20 protein-coding genes are annotated in these 21922 nt (G+C 47.4%); 1 reads left to right on the forward strand and 19 read right to left on the reverse strand.

The window, feature by feature from the left end:
- A partial coding sequence (locus ARB69_RS27485; protein ID WP_207643116.1) for a hypothetical protein occupies positions 1-190 on the forward strand: 190 nt, incomplete at its 5' end.
- Between the two features lie 145 nt (positions 191-335).
- Here the strand turns inward: ARB69_RS27485 and ARB69_RS13860 are convergent.
- The 19 genes from ARB69_RS13860 to ARB69_RS13950 form a co-directional block, all read right to left on the reverse strand.
- Complete coding sequence (locus tag ARB69_RS13860; protein ID WP_025655812.1) at positions 336-1385, reverse strand: hypothetical protein; 1050 nt, start codon at positions 1383-1385, stop codon at positions 336-338.
- A gap of 7 nt (positions 1386-1392) precedes the next feature.
- Positions 1393-2241 carry an L-ribulose-5-phosphate 3-epimerase gene (locus tag ARB69_RS13865; protein ID WP_025655811.1) on the reverse strand — a complete coding sequence of 283 codons (849 nt, stop codon included), beginning with the start codon at positions 2239-2241 and terminating at the stop codon, positions 1393-1395.
- A 19-nt stretch (positions 2242-2260) separates the two neighbouring features.
- Positions 2261-3946, reverse strand: a complete 1686-nt coding sequence (gene ptsP / locus ARB69_RS13870) for a phosphoenolpyruvate--protein phosphotransferase (RefSeq protein WP_055153742.1) — start codon at positions 3944-3946, stop codon at positions 2261-2263.
- 12 nt (positions 3947-3958) lie between these two features.
- The gene (locus ARB69_RS13875; protein ID WP_025655809.1) at positions 3959-4222 is read right to left on the reverse strand and encodes an HPr family phosphocarrier protein; all 264 of its coding nucleotides are present in this window, start codon (positions 4220-4222) and stop codon (positions 3959-3961) included.
- A 144-nt stretch (positions 4223-4366) separates the two neighbouring features.
- Positions 4367-4855 carry a hypothetical protein gene (locus tag ARB69_RS13880; RefSeq protein ID WP_025655808.1) on the reverse strand — a complete coding sequence of 163 codons (489 nt, stop codon included), beginning with the start codon at positions 4853-4855 and terminating at the stop codon, positions 4367-4369.
- Between the two features lie 287 nt (positions 4856-5142).
- On the reverse strand, positions 5143-6660 hold the full coding sequence (locus ARB69_RS13885) for an FGGY-family carbohydrate kinase (RefSeq protein WP_055153744.1): 1518 nt from the start codon (positions 6658-6660) through the stop codon (positions 5143-5145).
- A gap of 126 nt (positions 6661-6786) precedes the next feature.
- Entirely contained in the window at positions 6787-8091 is a 1305-nt protein-coding gene (locus ARB69_RS13890) for a hypothetical protein (protein ID WP_025655806.1), read from the reverse strand.
- 19 nt (positions 8092-8110) lie between these two features.
- Positions 8111-9463 (reverse strand): uroporphyrinogen decarboxylase family protein, encoded by a 1353-nt coding sequence (locus ARB69_RS13895; protein WP_242857603.1) that lies wholly within the window; start codon positions 9461-9463, stop codon positions 8111-8113.
- A 41-nt stretch (positions 9464-9504) separates the two neighbouring features.
- Positions 9505-10461 (reverse strand): ABC transporter permease, encoded by a 957-nt coding sequence (locus ARB69_RS13900; RefSeq protein WP_055153746.1) that lies wholly within the window; start codon positions 10459-10461, stop codon positions 9505-9507.
- 10 nt (positions 10462-10471) lie between these two features.
- A complete protein-coding gene (locus ARB69_RS13905; protein WP_055153748.1) occupies positions 10472-11467 on the reverse strand; it encodes an ABC transporter permease in 996 nt (331 codons plus the stop codon).
- 16 nt (positions 11468-11483) lie between these two features.
- Positions 11484-12968 carry a sugar ABC transporter ATP-binding protein gene (locus ARB69_RS13910; protein WP_044926797.1) on the reverse strand — a complete coding sequence of 495 codons (1485 nt, stop codon included), beginning with the start codon at positions 12966-12968 and terminating at the stop codon, positions 11484-11486.
- A 118-nt stretch (positions 12969-13086) separates the two neighbouring features.
- Complete coding sequence (locus tag ARB69_RS13915) at positions 13087-14112, reverse strand: sugar ABC transporter substrate-binding protein (protein WP_055153750.1); 1026 nt, start codon at positions 14110-14112, stop codon at positions 13087-13089.
- Between the two features lie 90 nt (positions 14113-14202).
- Positions 14203-14562 carry an L-rhamnose mutarotase gene (locus tag ARB69_RS13920; protein WP_055153753.1) on the reverse strand — a complete coding sequence of 120 codons (360 nt, stop codon included), beginning with the start codon at positions 14560-14562 and terminating at the stop codon, positions 14203-14205.
- Positions 14563-15092: 530 nt separating this feature from the next.
- The gene (locus ARB69_RS13925; RefSeq protein WP_055153755.1) at positions 15093-16172 is read right to left on the reverse strand and encodes a LacI family DNA-binding transcriptional regulator; all 1080 of its coding nucleotides are present in this window, start codon (positions 16170-16172) and stop codon (positions 15093-15095) included.
- A 765-nt stretch (positions 16173-16937) separates the two neighbouring features.
- Positions 16938-17249 (reverse strand): uroporphyrinogen decarboxylase family protein, encoded by a 312-nt coding sequence (locus ARB69_RS13930; protein ID WP_055153757.1) that lies wholly within the window; start codon positions 17247-17249, stop codon positions 16938-16940.
- Positions 17222-17947, reverse strand: coding sequence for a hypothetical protein (locus ARB69_RS13935; RefSeq protein WP_055153759.1), 726 nt, complete (start codon positions 17945-17947; stop codon positions 17222-17224). The genes ARB69_RS13930 and ARB69_RS13935 overlap by 28 nt, the downstream gene beginning before the upstream one ends.
- Positions 17948-17977: 30 nt before the next feature.
- Entirely contained in the window at positions 17978-20029 is a 2052-nt protein-coding gene (locus ARB69_RS13940) for an alpha-amylase family protein (RefSeq protein ID WP_055153761.1), read from the reverse strand.
- 103 nt (positions 20030-20132) lie between these two features.
- Complete coding sequence (locus ARB69_RS13945) at positions 20133-20966, reverse strand: carbohydrate ABC transporter permease (RefSeq protein ID WP_025655798.1); 834 nt, start codon at positions 20964-20966, stop codon at positions 20133-20135.
- A complete protein-coding gene (locus ARB69_RS13950; protein ID WP_025655797.1) occupies positions 20959-21864 on the reverse strand; it encodes a carbohydrate ABC transporter permease in 906 nt (301 codons plus the stop codon). The genes ARB69_RS13945 and ARB69_RS13950 overlap by 8 nt, the downstream gene beginning before the upstream one ends.
- Positions 21865-21922 lie beyond the last annotated feature (58 nt).

Below are 21922 nucleotides of genomic sequence, written 5' to 3' on the forward strand. Positions count from 1 at the left end.
TGGGATACACCAGCTGTCCAAAATTGCACTGCGGCAGGCAATCCCTGACCCGAAAACAGGGGTGTCTGGAAGCGTCTTATGGCTGTTAGCAGGAGTTAAGCAAAAAGAATGGAAAACTGAGGGAAATATTGTAATTCCGAATTACAATATTTCCTGGCCCCAGCGCGCGAAGCCATCAGGCTTCGGGTGATGTGGCCAGGTTCCCTCAGTTTTCCACTCTTTTTACTTTACTCCTGCTTACAGACCATAACCAGTTTCCAGACACCCCTGTTTTCGGGTCAGGGATTGCCTGCCGCAGTGCAATTTTGGACAGCGTCCGTTCCCCATTCGCCTGCTCACTCCAATACCTGATACAAAGCCACCTCATCGGTTTCTCGGTTTGCTGATATGAGGATGTCCTCTCCATCTCTGGTGAAGTGATATACGTTTGCGGGGCCGCAGTCATGATCCAGTATTTCTGACTGGTAGGATTTTGTTTCCTTATTGTATGTAAAGGCGATGAGGTTTCTTTCCCCCTGTCTGTGGCCTACGACAAGGGCCGGACGGTTCAGCAGATTTCCGCCGTAGATCGCGTGGGTGAACTCCGCTGGTTTCCCGTATTCGTATACCTGGGTAAATACGCCTTCTTTTCTTTTGTAAATGCTGATCTTATCTCCATGGAACGGAGACAAAACTGCCAGTTCTTTTTCTCCGTCTTCGTCCAGATCAATCAGGACGGCATCACTTGCTGCTGTGTCAAGCAGGGTGCGGATCGTCCAGTCGCCTCCGGCAGACTCCGGCGGGATGAACTGGAATACTCCGCAGTCTGCAGAAATAATGCAGGTGTCGGTTCCCTGGTCGTCTACCCGGTAGTAGCCGTGGTTTTTCAGCATATTGTCTTTTATGACTTTCAATTCCAGCTGGTTGTCTTCCCCGAAACCGCTTAGATCCTCCGGGAGGACTGCTGCATATACTTTGCCCGGCATCGACCAGTCGTCTTTGTATTCATGGCCCGATTTGAGGGCACAGGCGATTAGATATCTTATACCGTTTCGCTCTACGATATCAAATCGGTGTACGTGGGGAAGCTCTGCCAGCGTCCTCACTTCCCAGTTCCCTTTCGAGATCGGAGTGACTATGACGATCCTGGCTTCTTTGGAGTCGTTGGGTGAGTAGAATTTGTGTGTGGCCAGGAACTGACCGTTTGTTCCCGGTACCTGCACCATACTCATTACCCCGCCAGGTTCTTTCCACACGGTGTCCACCTCGCGTCCCTCCTGGTCAAACAGGATGCATCTGTCCACTTTCTCCGCTGCCACCAGGAAATAATTGCTTCCATTATATTTTAACGGCGCTATAGAATAGCACTTTGTCAGATTCGATATTACTTGCTTGCATACTTTCACGAAATCGTTATCTCCTTTCCTCGTCATCCAGTATCTTTCTGAACATTTTGCTCGCTGACTTTAGATCCTCCGCCCAGGTATCGCTTCCGGTATACCAGAATTCGGTGACATACTTACGGATGCCTAATTCCCAAGCCGTATGGACAGCATTTTCAAAATCCACGTGCCCGGTGCCGTATGGAATTTCGCGGAATCTGCCCGGTACCGTCTCTTTGAGATGCATTGCAACCAGATGTCCTTTTCCGATATAGAGGTCTTCCAGCACATCTGTCTTATAGGTATGCGCGGCATTTGTTATATTTCCGATATCCGGGTATACATTCAAATAACTGGAACCCACCAGGGTTACATATTTCATTGCCTTTTCCACGGTGTTCATAAACTCATTTTCCATCGTCTCAAATCCCAGAAGCACACCGGTCCGTTCCGCCATATTGACCGCCTTCTTCAGATTTGTCAAAAATCTTTTTTTCGTTTCCAGGCTGGATTCTTCGTAGTATACGTCATAACCTGCGAGCTGTATGATCCGGACTCCCAGGTCATCCGCAAGCTGTATCGCTTTCTGCATAATCTCCATACCCCGGCCGCAGACCTGCGGGTCACTGCTTCCGAGGGGGTATTTCCTGTGCCCGCTCAGGCACATGGTGCGGATCGGTATTCCAGTCTCTGCCATCAGACGGACCAGCTCCAGCCTCTCCTGGCTGGTCATTTCCAGACGGCTCAGCTTCTCATCGGTCTCGTCTATACTGATCTCCACAAAATCATATCCGGCACTTTTTGCAGCCAGCAGCTTTTCTTTCCACGTTAAGCTGCCGGGCATTGCTTTCTCATAAAGCCCAAGCGTATATCCTTTCATCAAACTATCTCCTTTAAGCCTATTCTTCCAGCAGCCGCATCACAGAATCTATGACAGGCTGTTTCATTACTTCACCGGCAAGCCTCTGTGCCTCTTCATAGGAGGTACTGCGGATCTGGTGTTTTACCCCCGCCGCCTCGCCAGGTGACACACTGAATTCATCCAGTCCCATTCCCAGCAGCATTTTTACCGCTTTTGTATCGCTGGCAAACTCTCCGCACATACCCACCTTTCGGTTATACTTGTGCCCTGCCTGTATGGTCTTGTATATTGCGCGCAGAACCGCAGGATGGTAAGAATTGTACATAGCCGCAATCTTCTGATTTCCTCTGTCCACCGCCAGAAAATACTGGGTCAGGTCGTTTGTCCCGATACTGAAGAAATCTACCTTCTCTGCCAGTTCTTCCGCCATCATAACTGCCGCAGGCGTCTCAATCATAACCCCTGCCTCTATCTCTTCCTGGAACGGAATGCCTTCTTTGTGAAGTTCGTCCTTGCATTCCTCCAGCACCGCATATGCGTCCACCACTTCTTCAATGGAAATGATCATGGGGAACATAATGCGGATATGTCCATATGTACCTGCCCGCAGAAGAGCCCTGAGCTGTGTCTTCAGAATCTCTTTCTGATCCAGGCCGATGCGGATTGCCCGGTATCCAAGGAAAGGATTTTCTTCCTTTGGAAACTCAAAATAATCCAGGCCTTTATCGCCGCCGATGTCCAGAGTCCGAATGGTCAGCTCACGTTCTCCCAGAAGCTCAGCCGCCTGTCTGTATACATTGAACTGCTCTTCCTCCGTTGGAAAATGGTCGCTCTCCATGTAGAGGAACTCACTTCTGAAAAGTCCGATTCCGTCAATCCGGAACTTCACGGCATTTTTCACGTCTTCCAGGCTTCCCACGTTTCCGCATACCTCCAGCTTTCTGCCGTCTGCCGTAACGGTGGGAAGAGCGCTGGATTCTTCCAGTTCCTTCTGGCATCTATCAAACTCGTTTGCTTTCTTTTTATATTCTTCAATTACTTCCGGTTCAGGGTTAATAATAATTACACCACGGGAGGCGTCCATGATTACAAAGTCACCGGGACGTACCGCGTCCATAATTCCTTCTACCCCGACAAGCGCAGGGATACCCATCCCTCTTGCCATGATAGATACGTGGCTTGTCACACCGCCCAGCTCTGTGATAAATCCCAGAATATATTCCAGGTTCAGCTTCGCCGTATCCGACGGCGCTAGATCCCTTGCAACCAGGATCACTTTTTCGGTAATCGAATCAAAATCCCCGTCACCGATCCCTTTCAGCTTACGCATCAGGCGGTTTCTAATATCCAGTATATCTGCAGCACGCTCACGCATGTACTCGTCTTCCATCATCTCAAAGATCATGCGGAATTCTTCCGCGGTTTCATGCAGCGCCTTCTGTGCGCAGTATGACTGCGTTTGAATCCGGTTCAGCACGCCCTCTTTTAACGCGATATCTTTTGCCAGCTCCAGATGCCCTGCAAATATGTCCGACTTCTCGGCCAAAGGCTCCAGATCTGCAATGACTTCCTCGACAGCACGCTCATAAGCTGCCTTCTCAGCGTCCGCCTGCCCGACTTCAATTACTTTTTCCTCCGGACTCAGATCCTGCTCCCTGACCACGAACACATTTCCCATAACAATGCCTTTTGAAGACGTTTTACTCACTTCAATCCTTTTCATTGCTCTGACTCCTTACTCTCCTAATCCGCTTGCAATCGCATCAATGATGGTCTTTAAATCATCTGCTTCCGACTCACCTGCACATTCCACTGTTATCTCATCTCCGCATTTGATGCCCGCTGCCATAAGAACCAGCACGCTCTTAGGATTCACTCTCTTGTCTCCTTTTACGAGAGTAACGTCAGATACGCATTTTGATGCGATATTGGACAGGATTCCTGCCGGTCTTAAATGTAATCCTGAAGGGTTCTTGACTGTGATTTTTTCGCTTACCATGGTTGAATTCTCCTTTTCTTCTTCACTTTTTTACTTTTTCTTCTTTAACAGAAAGTACTGCATTTTGCAAGTTGGCCTGTGTCTGGTATTCCGCTTTGCGAAAGGCCCGCTCCGCAGGGGCATACATCATCAAGTGCGCTTTATTTATACGCACTTTTTCATACTCAGGACGTCATCGAGTGAACTCTGAATATATATATTGGAAACATGCTGTTCCAGCACCCGTAAAACCTCTTTCAGTTTATACTTGCTGAAATACAGCTTATGTTTGCCTTTCTCCGTCTGACAGACCACTTTGATCCTGGAGGTCTGGTATTCATCAATATGTACGGATTGAACCAGATCCCAGTTCACCGTGTAAAATACCTTTTCCATTCCCTTTTCGGAAAACCCTCTCTTAATGCCGGCTGACCCGAAAATAGCCACAAGTATCAGGATATTCCGGATATTCTCTACCACGCTGCCCATGTCCGAGAGCGGAAAGATCATCAATGCAAAAAGTACAATCAGCGTAAATGTAAAGAAATCATCCTTGCCCTTCATCACAATCTTACGGTTTCTTTTGAGGATAAACACCACCTCAACAATTAGAACAACAATAAACACGAAACATAACATATAATTCCATATCATAGCTCTCCACTCCTTTCTTTATGTTCATTATATCACCGTGTTTTTTATAAATCAATCACTTTGTTCTTAATTATATGATTATTTATCCTATTTATAAGATCATTTTTGTCTTATAATAAATACAAAAGAACTTTATGAACTTTTTTCATAAAAATTCACATTAGCAATATACACTGTTCTGCCATGAACATAAACAAAGTGGGCAAGCCCGCTTAAGCTACCTCCCCTCCACATACAAATTGAAAAAACCGCCCACTTCTGAGCGGCCCTTTTCCAGCCTATCCGGACTATTCAATCCTGAACCGCCCCCATGTACCGCCCAGGCCCTCAATTACTGCTCGGTAAGTCCTGTATTTTTCTTCATATACTTCTTTATAAAACGGACGCGGCAATACGGTCTTTGTAATCTTGACGGTGCGGTTCACTGCCTCCCGGTAATCCCGGTAAATTCCTGCTGCAATTCCTGCTGCAATCGCCGCTCCCTGGGCTCCCAGTTCCTTATCTTCTATCACATCCACCGGGATCTGCAGAGCATCTGCAAAGATCTGTACCCACACATCCGAATTGGCAGCACCGCCTGACAGACGGATGGACTTTGGCGCTTCCCGGTTCTGCAGAAGTTTTTTCACATGTGTAAGATGAGAGAATACAACTCCTTCGTACACCGCCCTCAGCATATGCTTTTTACTGTGGTAAGCGCTTAGGCCTGCAAATGTACCTTTTGCAAGTGCATCCTCATTAGAGCCATTCAGAAACGGCAGGAAAATGAGATTGCAATCCTGCGGTTCTACTGATTCCGCCCAGTCATTGGTCAACTCATAGACCGATCCTCCCGCTGTCCTGCATTCTTCTTTCTCATGGCTCATCAGATTCGTAATAAACCACTCCATATTGCCGGCCGAGGTAGGGCTGCTCTCTTCCACAAGGAAATATCCTGGGATACAGAACATGGAATTGAGCGACACGCTGCCGTTGGTCACTGGTTCCCGGCGGATAAATTCGTTAATGCTCCAGGTTCCCGCCACCATGCACATCTGTTCCTCATCGCACAGCCCGGAGGCAATTCCGCAGGCATCCACATCAAACATTCCCGCCGCCACCGGAATACCGGCCGGCAGATTCGTCTGCCGGGCAGCCTCCTTCGTCACATAACCGCAGATATCGGCGGCATATCTGAGCGGAGGGAGTTTGTCATAGATCTCTTCCAGCCCGAACAGCCCCAAAAGCTCTCTGTCATATTCTTTTGTGGTCAGGTTTACCAAATTAGCACCGGAAAAGTCCGTATACTCCGCATATGCCTCCCCTGTAATCTGAAAACGGATATAATCCTTTACCGCAAATATGTGCTTCACATCCCGGAGCACCTCCGGATAGTGGTCCCGGAACCATGCCAGCAGGCTGACAGGCTGACAGGCAAGGATCGTCTGACAGGATCTTTCGAATACCTTGTCCATCGTACCGTCTTTCTCCCAGCTTTCTACATACTCCCATGCCCGCGTGTCCGTAGAAATGATCCCATTATACGCGGGAGTCCCGTCTCCCTTCACCATGTACAGCCCTTTCCCGTGCCCGGAAAAAGAGACACCTGCAATATCAGACGGGCAGATGCCGCTCTTTTCAATTGCCGTGCGCACTGCCAGTACGTTGACCTCCCACAGCTGTGTCATATCCCGCTCCGTGTACCCCGGTTTTGGAGTAATGGTTGTTGTCGGCACGCTGGCCGCGGCGATTTGACTCCCATCTTCATCAAAGACAGCGGCTTTTGAAAACGTTCCCCCGTTGTCTATCCCAACCAAATATCTCATGTTCCGCCTCCTTCTGTGTCCATATTTCCACCCTTATCTCAAATGGCACCCTGCTCGTTGTTATCAGCGGTACTGTACCGGCATGCCAATTTTGCTTTCAACACACCGGCACTTCTTTCACTGTTTTTATCCGCAGACACTTCTCGGCACATCCGGATGGTTCGGGCCAAAATGTTTTAAGAGCACCAGTGGTTCCACCCGGCTCAGGTTCGTGATCGTGACCCCTCTCCCGGCTGCGTCCTCTGAAACAAAAAACTCATCCGTACTCTGCTGCCCAAAGCGGAGCAAGGCAGCCGCTTCCGCATCGTAGCCCCCTATTTTTCCGTGTCCCTGTATAAAGATGCAGCCATAAGCAGCACCATCCTTAATCGTAACCGTCCGGCCCGGATAAACGGTCAGCTCTTTTGCGGCAATATACTCATTGGCATAGGTGATCCAATTTTCAGTATAGTCTTCCGTCCGGGATGCGGTTACCGGCGGCCGGAAGTAATGTTTCCGATAATGCGGATCCACATTTTTCTCCCAGTCCAGGAGGCTGAAAATATAGTCAATGTCGCCCTGTCTGTCCGCCGGACATTCCTCATCCAACATCTCCGGAGGATACACCTCCCCGGAAACTATATTTTCATAAACAGAATTGACATCGGAGTTCCACTGCGGCTCATAGGTCAGCACCGATGCAGGCGCATGAATGACCCCTGCCGGCGTATACCATCCCGTCCCCAGTTCGATCCTGTACGCACGGGAAAGTTCCGTAATTCTCGTATCATCGTCCCCAAAATGTCGGATTCTTTCTTTGACCTCTTCCGGCGTCACATCCGGGTCAAACCCAAAGTAGGTGTAGCCTGCTTCTCCGAAATAATTGTTCAGCTGTTTCGGGAAATAATAACACTCCGGTTTGCCAAGCTTGCCTACCCTTGCCGCGTCTTCAAACATCAGATGGACATGGTGGAAGAGAGGATTTTCATTATCGAAAAACTTGGAATACATGGGCCAGCCGTTATACCGCCCCATCAGCTCTTCTCCCACCAGTTCTTTCCCCAGAACCTTGACCGCATCCCGCAAGGCAAACTTTTCATCAGAATCATATGAGACGCTTACATAGCTCATCCCTTCATCTGCTTTAGACAATTCTCCGTTTTGTGCGGCAATAGTAGATGCAAACCAGCGCTCCGTTATGGAACCTCTGGCCATTCCGAATGCAAAATAGTCGTCCGGGTGCAGTTTTAATCTGCGGCCTGCTTTCCCAAACCTTCTGGGAACAAATGCAGGAAATAAGCGGAGGATCCCTTCGCCCGCCTCAAATGTTTTCCGAATGACCGCCTCATCTTCTGTTGCATCCTTTACCACAAGATTGCCGCTCTTCTTTGCCTCACGTAATCTCTCATCCAGCTCTTCGCTGCTTTTTATGATTAATTCTTTTTCCGTCATATGTGATGTCTCCTTTTCTTTAACCCAGATTTTCAATCTCCTCACGGCAGATTTCAACCCAGCGGCATGCATTATACGGGTTATGTCCCAGCGTATTATTATCCTTCATGATCAATTCCGGGATGCAGTCCCTGGTGCAGGCCAGCGCCTTTCTCACCGTTTTCCTGACCTCATCCTCGTTCATTACCGGAGAGGCAAGCGCTGTGGGCTGTGGTTTGAGCGATGCTATATACCGGTTTCCCAGAAGCTCCGGTATCAATGTCCAGTCCGCCCATGCAGACATGGAGACCCTTCTCAGGTTCGGAATTTGTTTAGCATACTCAAATCTCTCAGTAACAGACTCACAGCACCCAAAGCAGTTCAGCCCGAACCGGCTGGCCAGCCTTTTATGGTATGGAAGTATGAACTCTCCGTACATTTCTGCACTCACGGTATTCGTCTCCTGGCTTTCCACAAATCCCCACATCTCCTTTGTGGTCACCGGCCGTTTCAGTTCCTGCTCTGTAGGAAGCTGATTTGTCCAGCCGAATCCGCCCGAGCCCACATATGCCCCCTCCGTATTTAAGGCAAGCAGGCGCTCCTTCTCAAACCAGTCCAGCCGTTTTTCAATCCCCGTCGTCATCAGATCCATCACCTTATGTATGTACTCCGGCTCCAGAATGAAGTCACATAAAAAGTTATCAAATCCCCTGAGCATAATGTAATCCACCGTCATCCCCAGGGACCACCACCACACCGGATGCCGCCTGACCGTCAGAATCCCGTCAAAAACCTCATGCGCCAGATTCAGCACACGGTCGGACTCTTCATAGTCGATAGTAATAACAGGATAATGCAGTTTTTCAAAGTCTTCCTCATAGTCCCTCAATCCGCCGATCATCTTGTAGGCGCCGCCCATCTCGCCGCCCTCTTTTTTCATCTCTACGCCCCATCCATCGTCGGAAAAGGAATAATGTACGTCAAAATATGGTTCAATCACTTTGTCATCTTTTAGATTTTCATGCCAGTAGATCTGTTTCAGAAGATGCATTTCCCATACCCTGGCCATATTGTCGTGACATTCCAGCATCTCCGGCGTGATGATCTCATTCCAGCCATTTTCCGGATCTATGAATACAAGCGGCTGGGTGGTCTGCAGGTCATTGTGGGCAGTCCAGAGCCTGGCCTTTTCCTTTTGAACGGGCAGCGCCGCAATTTCCGCGACCCGCTTTCCCAACGTGCGGAGACGTTCTATCTCCTGAGGTGTGAACATAAGACTGCTGTTCATCGCCTGGATCGGCGGAAATCCCGTCGCCAGATGCTCTTTGGCCGGATCCCAGGATGTATGATTGCTGTTGCTCACGCTTAAAATAGCGCTTTTCTCTTTTCTCATTTTATCTGCCTCTCTTTCTGTTTCCAACTGCTTCCCCGTCTCTAAATTCCGGCCAGTTCGTCTTCCCTCTTCCGGTTGTTCCATGCATCCAGGATGACAATCGCAACAACAACTGCACCCTGTATCAGCTGCTGGAGATATGCATATGCATTGATATGGGTAAATATCTGGCTCAGCATTCCGATAAATACCATCCCCAGGAAGGTACGAAATACGCTTCCCCTGCCGCCAGGCAGGCTTGTTCCCCCTAAAACCGTAGCAGATACTACAGACATGGAAACGTCGCTTCCATATAAAGGGGAACCAGCCTGCAGTCTGCAAGTCAGAAGAACTCCCGCAAAAGCTGAAGCAAATCCCAAAATCACAAATAACAGAAACTTGATCTTTTTCACACTGATCCCGGCATACTCTGCCACATTATAATTGCCGCCGGTTGCAAATACATTTCGCCCGAAAGCAGTCTTTGTAAGCACATAATGGGTAATAAGGACACAGATAAAAAATAAAATGGCAATGTATGCAATTCCGCCAATATTTCCCGTCCCGAACGCCCTGGTCGCTTGATTGACGGCTGGGATCGGCATCCCATTGCAGAAAGTGAGCATAATCCCTTCCACGGCAAGCATTGTAGACAGAGTCACAATAAAGGCATTCAACTTCAGGATCGAAACAAAGAAACCATTCACCGCACCGATCACGCCCCCCGTGATCAATATAAGGACAATAGACGCAAAGATCCCGATCCTGGGCATCAGATAAGCAAAAAGCAGGGTAGAAAACGGCAGAATAGACCCGACACTCAAGTCGAATTCCCCTCCGATGATCGCTATCGTCATCGCGCATGCCACGATCCCATATACAGAAATCTGTATCAGCAGTCCTTTAAAAGTAGAGAAGGAAAAGTAACTCGGATAAAAAATGGCCATAAACACAAGTAATACTGCAATACAGACAATTACCAGATAAGATTTACAAAATTTGCTGACTCGTTTTATCATCTTTTCCACCTCACACTTTCGTCGCAAGCATCTCGTTTTCAGCCTTTGCGCTGCGCAGATCCATCAGAACCGCTGCCAGTATGATGGCGCCTCTTACAATTTTCTGCGGATAAGCAGTTACACCGACTACGTTCAGGGCATTTGTAAGAACACCCATAATCACAACGCCCATCAGAGTTTTCCAAATACTTCCCGCACCGCCGCCCATCCGGCTGCCTCCCAACAGTACCACTGCTATGGCGTCCAGCTCATATCCGGTTCCCTGTGTGGGCGACGCGCTGCGCACACGCGAACACAGGCAGATCCCTCCAGCCGCTGCCATAAGTCCGGATATCGCATATACGCTGATTCTGATCAGCCTTGTCCGAATTCCGGACAGGCGCGTAGCCTCTTCATTGACCCCGATACAGTACACTAATCTCCCGAAACTGGTCTTCTTCAGGATGATCTGCGTCGCTACAATAAAGATAAGAAAGATTGCAACTGTAATCGGTATCACGCCCCAGTAGCCCTGTCCGATCACCATATAGCTTTTATACTTTGACGCGTATGCGATAGCTCCGTTGGTAATACACAGTGCAGCGGAGCCTAATACCGTTGACATTCCAAAAGTGATAATAAAAGAGCTTCCCATCGTCCCGCCAGTCGCCGATACAAAAATACCGTTAAAAACTCCCAGTACAAGCCCTGACAGCAATGCCAGAACCATGGCGCCAGGAACGCCAACCTGTGGGATCAGCACAACGGAGATTACCCCGCAAATAGACATCAAAGATCCAACCGACAGATCAACGCCTCCTGATATGATAACAAAGGTCATTCCAATGGCCAAAAGCCCGGTCGCCGAAATCTGCTTGAAAATATTAATGATGTTCTGGCCCGTTAAGAAAGCCGGGTTAATGATACCTGCAATAATTATGATAAGGATCAGAATCGAAAGCATGCCGTATTTACTTGCAATATAGTTCAGCTTTCTTCCCGCCTGATTACCCTGACTTTTTATCAATGTATTCTGCCTCCTCTCATTCAATGGCGTATTTCAGCACGGCTTCTGGATTGATCTCTGCGCCCTCAAGTTCGCCGCGTATTTCTCCGTCATGCATCACGATTACCCTGTCACTCATTGCTACCACTTCATTCATATCAGAGGAAATCATAATGATCGCTTTTCCCTGTGCTGCCAGCTCGTTCATGACCATGTAGATTTCGTACTTCGCCCCCACATCAATGCCCCGTGTCGGTTCATCAAAAATCAGGATATCAGCGCCTGAAAACAGCCATTTTGCAATAACTACCTTCTGCTGGTTCCCGCCTGACAGGAAGGAAACCCTCTGCGTAGCGGAGGGCGCCTTAATCTTTAGTGTCTTGAAGTACTTCTGCGCTTCTTCTTTTTCAATGCTTTCACCGATCAGGCGGAATTTATTTTTGACTTTCTCCAGCCCCACCACGCTGATGTTCTGCGTAATGGGCATTTCCAAAAGCAGGCCCTGCGTCTTCCTGTCCTCGGGAAGCAAGACGATTCCGTTCTTTTTTGCCTCCAGGGGGGATTTCATATTCAGCTTCTGCCCTTTTATCTCCACTGTTCCACTGACGGCCTTGTCCGCGCCGACCAGCAGCCTCACTGCCTCGGTCCTGCCGGCGCCAACCAGGCCTGCCAGACCCAGTATCTCTCCTTTTCGCAATTCAAAAGAGACGTTTTTTACTTTATTTCCACGATTCAGCGCGCTTACCTTCAGCACCGTCTCTCCTAATACCGCATCCCTTGCCGGGAATTCCTGCTCCAGTTTTCTGCCGACCATTTTTTCGATCAGCTGCTGTTTTGTCGTATCTTTTACAGCCGATGTATCAATAATCTGCCCGTCTCTGAGTACCGTTACGGAGTCACATATCTGGAAGATCTCCTCCAGGCGGTGCGAAATATAGATAACCGTAATTCCCTTACTTTTCAGATCCAGAACAATATCGAATAAATTCTTCAGTTCATTTTCCGTAAGCACGGCTGACGGTTCATCCATAATAATCACCTTTGCATCAACAGACAGCGCCTTGGTGATCTCGATCATCTGCTTCTCGGCGACACTTAAATTCTCAACGGCCTCTCTCACATCAATGTTGTAATTAAGGCTGTGCATCAGTTCTTCGGCCTTTTTATTAATATCTTTCCATTGAATTGCCTTCTTCCCCTTTTTCAGCCGCCCAATAAAAATATTCTCCGCTACGCTTAAAGACGGAACCAGGTTAAATTCCTGATAAATGATCGACAAGCCATTTTTCTGGGCCTCTAGGGGATTTTTATTCATAACCCGTTTGCCGTGCATCCATATCTCCCCGCTATCCGCAGAGTATACTCCATTGAGTATCTTCATCAGGGTAGACTTTCCAGCGCCGTTTTCTCCTACCAGCGCCCGGATCTCTCCTTTATTGACGCGAAATGAAACATCATCTAAAGCAATAACTCCGGGAAATCTTTTGGTAATATTCTTCATTTCCAATATAACATCTGACATGTCTGACCTCCTAAGTTAAACGGATATTCAACATCCGCATGCTGTTTTATTACAGCCGGCAGCCCGGTGAACAGGCTGCCGTTGAAACAGTAAGGGAGGCGGGCCTCCCTTACGTTTGTTATTGATTATAACCATGATCAATACTTTCACAGTTTTCTTTTGTAACAGCCAGACATTCTGTCTTATACCAGGTATCAACCTCTTTGCCTTTGATCACATCTATAGCAACATCAAGAGCGGTAATACCTTCCCATGACGGAGACTGCGTGCAGGTACCAAGGAGGCTGCCGTCCAACAGAGCTTCTTTGGATTCATCGCCCATATAACCAAGGCCCATAACTTTAATCTGGTCTTCTTTCCCCGCTGCCTTTACCGCTTCGATCGCTCCCAGAGCCATAGAGTCATCCTGTGCAAAGATCATCGCCAAATCCGGATAAGCCGCAATCATATCGTCTGTCGCTGACATTGCTTTTGCCTTGTCCCAGTCGCAGATCACCTGCTGTACGATCTCAATCTTGCTTCCCTTAATTCCTTTTTGGAAACCTTCTGTTCTGTAAATCTGCGCCTCCTGGCCTGCAAAACCTTCCAGTGTGACGCATTTTCCGCCTTCCGGCAGCTGCTCAACGGCAAGCTTCCCAACGACTTCACCCTCATAACTCGGGTCACAGCAGACCAGAGAATCAGTCAATGCTTTCACAGATTCGTCGACACGTGTATTGCAGACAATTAAGGGCAGCCCGGCATCGTGGATTGCTTCTACAATCGAAACAGAACCCGCCATATCGCTTGGCGTCAATATCACTGCATCAAAATCCTGCTCGATAATGCTCAGTGCCTGGTCGAACATCACCTGATTATCCGTTTTTCCGTCCAGGATCTGTAGTTCAACCCCCAGCTCCTTCGCATGCCCTTCCATAGCACTGTTTAAGTATCCGAAATATGGGGTTGAAACCAGTGCATTCAAATAGGCAATTTTATACCCGCCGCTCTTTGTTTCCCCATCCGTCTTTTCCTCTTTGGTCTCTTTCGTATCTTCTGTTTTTGTTTCCGCACTCTTTTTCTCTGATTCCCCTGAGCCACATCCGATTAACATAGACGTAACCAATGCAACACTAAGAACTACACTCAACATTTTCTTTTTCATACGATTTCCTCCTGTTTTTAAATTGTTTTTTGATTATCATTAAAGCTTTCGTCCCAGCTTTAATTTCATTGCATTGATCATGAAAACAAATCAATTTTCCTCAAACTTTCCTGCCAGCTGCTGGTTCAGGTCAAACACTTTGCGGAGGCCATTTACATCATCCCTGGCCTTGCCGGATGCATCTGCAAAAGGACTCTCCTCAATAAAATCTGCTACGTATTCAAGCCACTTTTTTCCGACCTCGCTTTTCCCGAACTTCTCCGTATACGTCGTCATATCCTCACACTCAACGAATACCAATGCTTTGTTTCCCAGCATAAATATGTACTCTTCCTTTGTTCCCGCAGCCTTCAGACATTCCAGCAGCTCATCCCATGGATACAGATGCGCATTTACGTAATCCTCTAAACGCTCCGGTTTAATTTCATTTACAATACAATATTTTTTCATACCCTCACGATGCCCTCCATCACTTTCTCTTTGCGTGAATCAGTTACTTCGCTAATCTGCCTGACGCGGCAGTATAAAATCCCCCCTTCCCTTCTCTGTACCTTTTCCGTTTTATCTGGTTCGTATTCTTTAATGTCAGAAAAACGTTTTTCTAAGAGTCAAAAAAAATTTTGATTGATTGTGTGCCGTCCCTTTTTTACTCTTAAAACTTGTCTTAAGCATATTCCCATAACCCCCTTTTGTCAATGCTTTTAACAGAAAAACGATTTTTTGTATAAAATATAAGATACCACACCCCAAATTTTATACACAATTCACAAAAAACGTTTTTCTCTAGGCGGTTTTTGTGTAAGGGGGTCGCTGCGGGAAGCGGACATAAGGGGGGCTGGAAACGGGTTAGGGCTGTAAGAAGGAGTAAAGCAAAAAAGAAGGGAACTCCGGGCAACCTGGACACATCACCCAAAGCCCGATGGCTTTGCGCGCTGGGTCCAGGAAAATGTGTAATTCGGTATTACAAATTTTGCCCGGGTCTACCAATCGGCCAATATCCAGTCTTCGGGGGCATCTGCCACTGTTGATTTTCGTACCACAAGCCTGCTGTCCATTTTGATTCCCACGGGTGCTCTTTTTTCCCCGGGATTATCGATCCGTTCCATCAGCAGCTTTGCCGCCTCGATTCCGGCATGGCGTTTTCGTATGTGTATGGTGGATATAGCCGGTTCTACAACGCTTGATATGAATACATCATCGTATCCAATCAGTTTTACTTCCTCGGGTATTTTTTTTCCGTATTCCCTCAGGAGCTTCAATGCTCCTACGGCCATCTGGTCGTTTGCACAGAAGACACCGTCCAGGCCCGGTACGTTGTCCAACAGCGCTTTCATTCCCCTGTATCCGCTTTGGTGGCTGTAATCGCCCCTCACGATCATCGTGTTTTTATCCACTGGTAAATCGTTTTTTTCCATGCTGGTTAAATAACCCTGCACACGCTCTTCCGCGACCTCCATGATTTCAGGGCCTGAAATATGAACAATTTTCCTGCAGCCGCAGTCTACCAGATGCTGCACTGCCTTCTGCGAATTCTCATAGGCATCAAAATAGACGGAATCTATACCAAACTGGGTGAAATCTCTTTCCATACTGACAAGTGGGACCGGCTTATACCGCTGGGACGCCTTGATCAGCTTACTCAAATACTTCTCCCTGTCCTCACCGGAAACAAGAGACACAAAAATAATGCCGTCAACACGGCTTGAAATCAGATTCTTGAATATATCCTGCTCCCGTTTTGCCGCATCCTTGTCCCCATATTCCCCCCGCGTGTCGCAGATAACCATATGGTAACCGGCACGCTCGGTAATCGAAGCAATCCCTTTTATAATATAGGGATAAAAAACACCGCAGATATCTTCCGTTATGATTCCGATCGTCCCCGATCTGTTACTCTTCATACTTCTTGCAATTGGATTTACCTCATATGACAATTCCTCTACTGCCGCTTCCACCTTGCGAACCAGTTCGGGACTGACATATTTTGTTTTATTTAAAACATTTGAAACCGTAGAAATAGAAACTCCGGCCTTTTGCGCCACATCTTTTATTCCATGCATCTTCGTTATCCGTACCTCCTCTGAAGGTCCTGCACCGCTATCAATCCATTACATTATAAAGTATTTCCCCAAACATATCAATCGGGATTTAGCGGCGGGTTTTAGCCCAGGCGCGGATGGAAGGGGGACGCTTACCGTGAGCCGGGAGATGCTGCGGCTCACGGTAAACTGGTTCATCCGACCGGTCGGTTATGCCCCGTTACTAAGGTGGCGCTCAAACGGGGGCAGCGGATGAAGTGGGCTATGCGTATCATGCATCTTGCTTAAATAAATTTTAAGGCTTTTATGTATGGGTCCTTTGGGACTGTTTTTGAAGACCAGTATATTCACGGATAACAAGGCAATCTAAAACTTACACCAACAGAAACGAATCACCAGTTCTATCCCATCCGCTGCTACCGTACGGGACCTCTCCAGGGAATGAGCTCTTAACTACCGTTTGGATGCAACAGCGAATGACGAGGTGAGTGCGGGAGCTGGCGGGGCAATGTCTGCTGGTGAAAAGTCCGTAAAGCGAGCGATTAGAAGCTGTTGAAGAAAACGGAACGGGAAGGGAGGGCAGAATTTGCCTTACCAGGCTAATTCTGATGCCGCCTGCGGCGCGAATGCATCGGCATTCGGGCCAAATGCGGCATGTACCTCCCTTCCCATTCCGTTTTCTTCTACAGCTTCTTCGCACAGTGTCAGGATATTTCACCAGCAGACATTGCCCCGCCAGCTCCCGCACTCACCTCGTCATTCGCGTCCCCCCATCCGTCAACAAGTCTAAAGCTTGTTACTACTCCCATATTGATTTGCGGTTTTTATGAGTGCGCAGAGGTTTTCATAAGGTACATCCTCCTGGATCTCCTGGGACGGCCCTGTAATATACCCTCCATTTTCTTTCATGGCTTCTATGACTTTTCTGGCCTCCGCTTCCACTTCCTCCGCAGTCCCATAAGGCAGCACTCTTTGTGTACTGATCCCCCCATAGAATGCGATGCGCTTTCCATAATCCTTTTTCAGCCGGTAGATATCCATGCACTCGGGCTGGATGGGATTCAGGCACTCTACTCCCATCTCTGCAAGGTCATCCATAATCCGTATGATATTTCCACATGAATGTACAAAAACATTTTTCTTGTATTTTTTATTAACTTATACTCTTGGATCTCGCCTTCTTTGATAAGGGTGCGGAAGCACTCGGGGGACATGATCAGGTCATTTTGTGTTCCCCAGTCTGATCCTAGAAGCACGCCGTCTATATATGGGCATGTCAAGATGTTTTCGAGCATAACAAGGTTTTTTCTGATGATGAGCTCCAGCAGTTTACGGCACCACTCTGGGTCAGCCGCCAGGTCGCACAGAAAGTTTTCTATGCCCCGGCTGAAATAGGCCTTTTCCCAGTGGCTTCCCCAAATGGTAACCAAAATGTATGCATCGTAATTCTTTTTCAGATATTCCACCTTTTCAAAAAATGCTTCATAGCTTCCTTTTCCGATTGTATCAGGTAATCCCTCGGGAGTGTCCTCTTCTTTAAACTCTGCCGGAAGGTTAATCCAGTCCCACCAAGGTGCTTCAGCATAAAGAATAAAATTACCAATTGCAAGGGATGCAGCTTCCTTTTGGCTTAGCTTACCCTGCCGATAGTCCGTCTGTATTTTTTCATTTCCATAGTCGTCAATCAGACGGTCTCCGTATAGCCCATACCCCTCTTCTGTCAGATATATAGAATATGGCACTATTCCGGGATCTTCAAAATTCAGAGATTTCTTTACAATCTGCGTTCGGTTCATTACATCCTCCTATCGTTTATACTCTTGCTCCTAAGATAATCTTACTTCCACAATCTGGTGTCCGTTCACCTCCGGGACATGGAATATCACTCTTTCCTTTTCAGATCGGTACTCAAGCGGAACATTCTGCGGCTGGCAGTATACTCCTTTCACTTCTCCCGGTACTTCTACACTGCACTCAATATTATAAACAGGCAGCACATCCTCAATGACGTCAATAGATTCGCAGCGCCTTTCAGGAATGTAATGCAGCAGATGCACAATCCTTCTGTTTTGGGCCGGCTGGTCATTTACAGCGGTAAGCAGTGCGGAAGGTCCGTTATGTGTGATAATCCGTTCCTGAAGAAGCAGACATACCGCATCCTTCACCATCTTTTTGCACCAAAGAGGTGCATTGTATTGATATTGTGTGAAGACAGGATGTGAAAAATAAATGCTATTTCCGTTTTGTACGACAGCCGGCTGTGCTATTTCTCCCGAGCAGGGCGACTGCCTGTGTGAACAAAAGTGCTGGTAATCTCTGTCGAAAACAGAGGCATACGCATTTACAAGCACGTTTGCTCCCTCTTTTGCATCCACGTCAACGCCTCTCGCATACATGACATGATAGTCCTTTGGCAGATCCTTTCCGATCACATCCCCCGGAAGAATATACTGGCAGTAATCTCCTCTGTCATAGATCTTTCCGACTACATCTTCTCCGTATACGTCAACTGGCTGTTCCGCTCTCTTTGTTACGCCGATATCCAGTGCGAAGCTGGCTTCGTCAGGAGTGAGTCCCGATTTACACGTAAATATAACCTTTCCTCCATTTTCCAAATAAACGGAAAGTTTATCGGCAAGCAGCGGATCAACAGGGATTTGATCCGGGAGGATCAGCAGCCTGTATTTTGCGAAGTCACTCTGCGTGTCCACCACGTCAAATTGAAATGCGCATTCCTGGAGCATCCTGACTGCTCCCTGGAGTGATTTCGGCAGATTGTCATTTGAGGCACCCACAAACTCCTCTGCGGTAAATACGCCTATTTCCACTGCGGGTTTCACGTCATCGCACCAGGCCTCTTTTTCTTCTACCTGCTCATACACTTTTCCTATAAGGTCATAAACCGCAGGTGACAGCCTCCCGTCTGGATTGAGCTGATCCCCGATTAGGCACTTTGCCCCCATTGCCAGCATATGAAAACATTCAAATTCCAGAGCTGCCTGATTCTTGTAGGAATGAAAATCACCCCACATGGTATGGAATTTGCCTGTCTGGGCGAGATACTCTTTCCCCAGGTTCCTGGCATAGCGCACTGTGGAGGGAAAGTGAAGATATCCCCAGATACCGCTCGGGAGCGACTCCAGTTCGTAATGGGTATAGGTATCCCCATTGCGCCTCTGATCCGTCCCCACATGTCCTCTGTTGTAAAAGATCGTGGTATTCTCAGATTTGCTGTGGATAAATTCCGTCATTTCTCGCTGCCATTCGTCGATTGTTTTCTTATAAAATTCCAGCCTGTCCCCGCGATCCAGAGGATTGTATCCGTTCTGTTCCATCAGCTTCCTGCAGGCAGGACATGCACAGGGCACGGGAAAAACAATGTCCAGAAACAATCCGTCGATTACCTCAAATGTATCCAGAATCTCTTCCACATGCTCTTTCAAAAATTCCCGGTAACCGGTATTCAGGCACAGCGTCTCGTAAAAGCCTGCCTCAAACGGCTCCTGCTTCCTGCCGGACTCACCGATTGACTGTCCGTTCTCATCGATACAGAGCCACTCCCTGTGCCTCTGTGAGGTGTAGTAGTCCCACTGCACCGTTGTATAGACCGGAGTACGGATTCCAACTTTTCGGCAGGCCTCAATCTGCTCCTTAAGAAGATTTTTATTCATAAGATTTGGATGCACACGCTCCGGATTCTTTTTGGAGTCATAATAAATCATGCCGTGATGGCATCTTGCAAACAGAGTGACCGAATTTACATGTGCTTTCTTTAATGTCTGCGCAAATTCTTCGGGGTCAAATCTCTCCCCTATATTTTTTATCGTCTCATTTGTGTGAAAATCCAGATGAATTTCACGAAATGGCAGTTTTCCCATATATACCTCCAATTTATAATGTTAACAGTTCGGGCATGGCTGAACTGCTGCTGCCCATGCGGGGGTTCCCCCCGCCAGACTATCCGCACTTTTCCGGGCGCGCCTAACCTTTGACCGCTCCCGCCGTCATACCCGCAATGATATTCTCCTGGAAGATGAAGTAAATCAGCATCGTAGGAAGAACTCCTATCATAACGGCTGCACACATCCCCGGAAAATTTGAAAACCGGTCCCCGGCAAACATATTTAATGCCAGCGAAACTGTTTTGAGTTCATTTTTCTTTAATAATATCAGCGCAATAATCATTTCATTCCATGTTCCAATAAAAGATAGCATTCCCATCGTTGCAATCGCGGGCCTGCTCAGCGGTACCACAATTTTTGTAAACGTTTTGAGTCCATTGCAGCCGTCAATCAGGCCGGCCTCCATCAGTTCTTTGGGCAGATTTTTCATAAACCCGCAGATTACAAATATCATATATGGCATTCCCGTAGCTATGTATACGCAGATCAAAAACGGAAGGTTGTTGTATCCGTCCATGTACTTTGCCATGATTGAGATTGGTATAATTAACACCTGGGCAGGAATCAGCATCCCGATTACAAACAGTCCCAGAACTTTATTGGAACTTTTAAAGCGAATTTGTGTAATGACAAAGGATACCATACAGCTGATGACCAGCTGGCACACGACTGTAGTTATGGTGATAAAGAAGCTGTTAAAAATGCTTTTTCCAAACCCCATATCCGCAAACAGCCCTGCATAATTTTCAAAGTGCCAGGTTTCCGGAAGGCCGAACATATTTGTATACATGGAGGTCTGTGTTTTAAACGATGTCAGAAAGGTATAGATCAGCGGGTAGATCGTAATAACCGCCCAAATTATCAGTACAATATAACAGATCAGTTTTCCAATGCTAAAACCACGCTTAATCATCCGAAGCATCTCCTTTCTTTCCCTGGAACCCCTTGAAATACACAAAAACAGATGCAATTGCGCCGACCAGCATGACAAACAGGGCCATCACGCTTCCCCTGCCGAAATCATTTCCCCGAAAGGAGGTGATGTACATATACCCCATAGGAACCATATTGGCTTCTCCAGGTCCGAATGTTCCGCTGGTGATTACATAAAAGACATCGAAGGCTTTCATGGAATTAGACAGAACTAGAATTGTCGCCACCGCCAGTATTTCTTTCATCATTGGGATTGTGATTTTAAAGACCATATTCCAGCTGTTGGCTCCGTCAATCGCAGCCGCCTCATACAGTTCACCCGGTATGCCGATCAGTCCAGCGAGCAGGATTACAAAGGGCATCCCTACCTGAAGCCATGTATTAATCAGCGTAATCACGGTAAAACAAATGTCCGGATCCGTCAGCCAGGACCTTGCCAGTGTCCCCAGACCCATGTTGTTCAAAAGCATGTTCAGCATGCCTTCATTGGTAGATAAAATCATCTTCCACATGAGGGATACAGCGGTTACAGACAATACCGCCGGCAGGAAAAAGGTCAGCTTGAAGAATCTCGAGCCCTTCAGTTTTAAAGAGACAAGATATGCCAGTATAAATCCGATTACCATTTGGGATACAACACTGATCACAACAAAATATATCAAACGCCCAAAGCTGGTCCAGAACTTCGGGTCCGTAAACACCTTTGCATAATTCCGAAGCCCGATAAATGAGAATTCACTGCCTCCAATTCCGCGCCACTTAAAAAAAGACAAAAACGCTGTCTCAAATACAGGGCTTATCATAAATATAATATAAAAAGCGAATGCCGGGAGCAAAAATGCAATTGCGAGCTTTTTATTCTTTTTAAAATCCAGCAACTGTTACACCTCCTGTTTTTCCGGGGCAGGGCATGCCCGGCGCCCAGAAGGGGCGCTC

It is taken from the genome of Faecalicatena contorta, assembly GCF_001404335.1.
Classification (GTDB): Bacteria; Bacillota; Clostridia; order Lachnospirales; family Lachnospiraceae; genus Faecalicatena; species Faecalicatena contortus_B.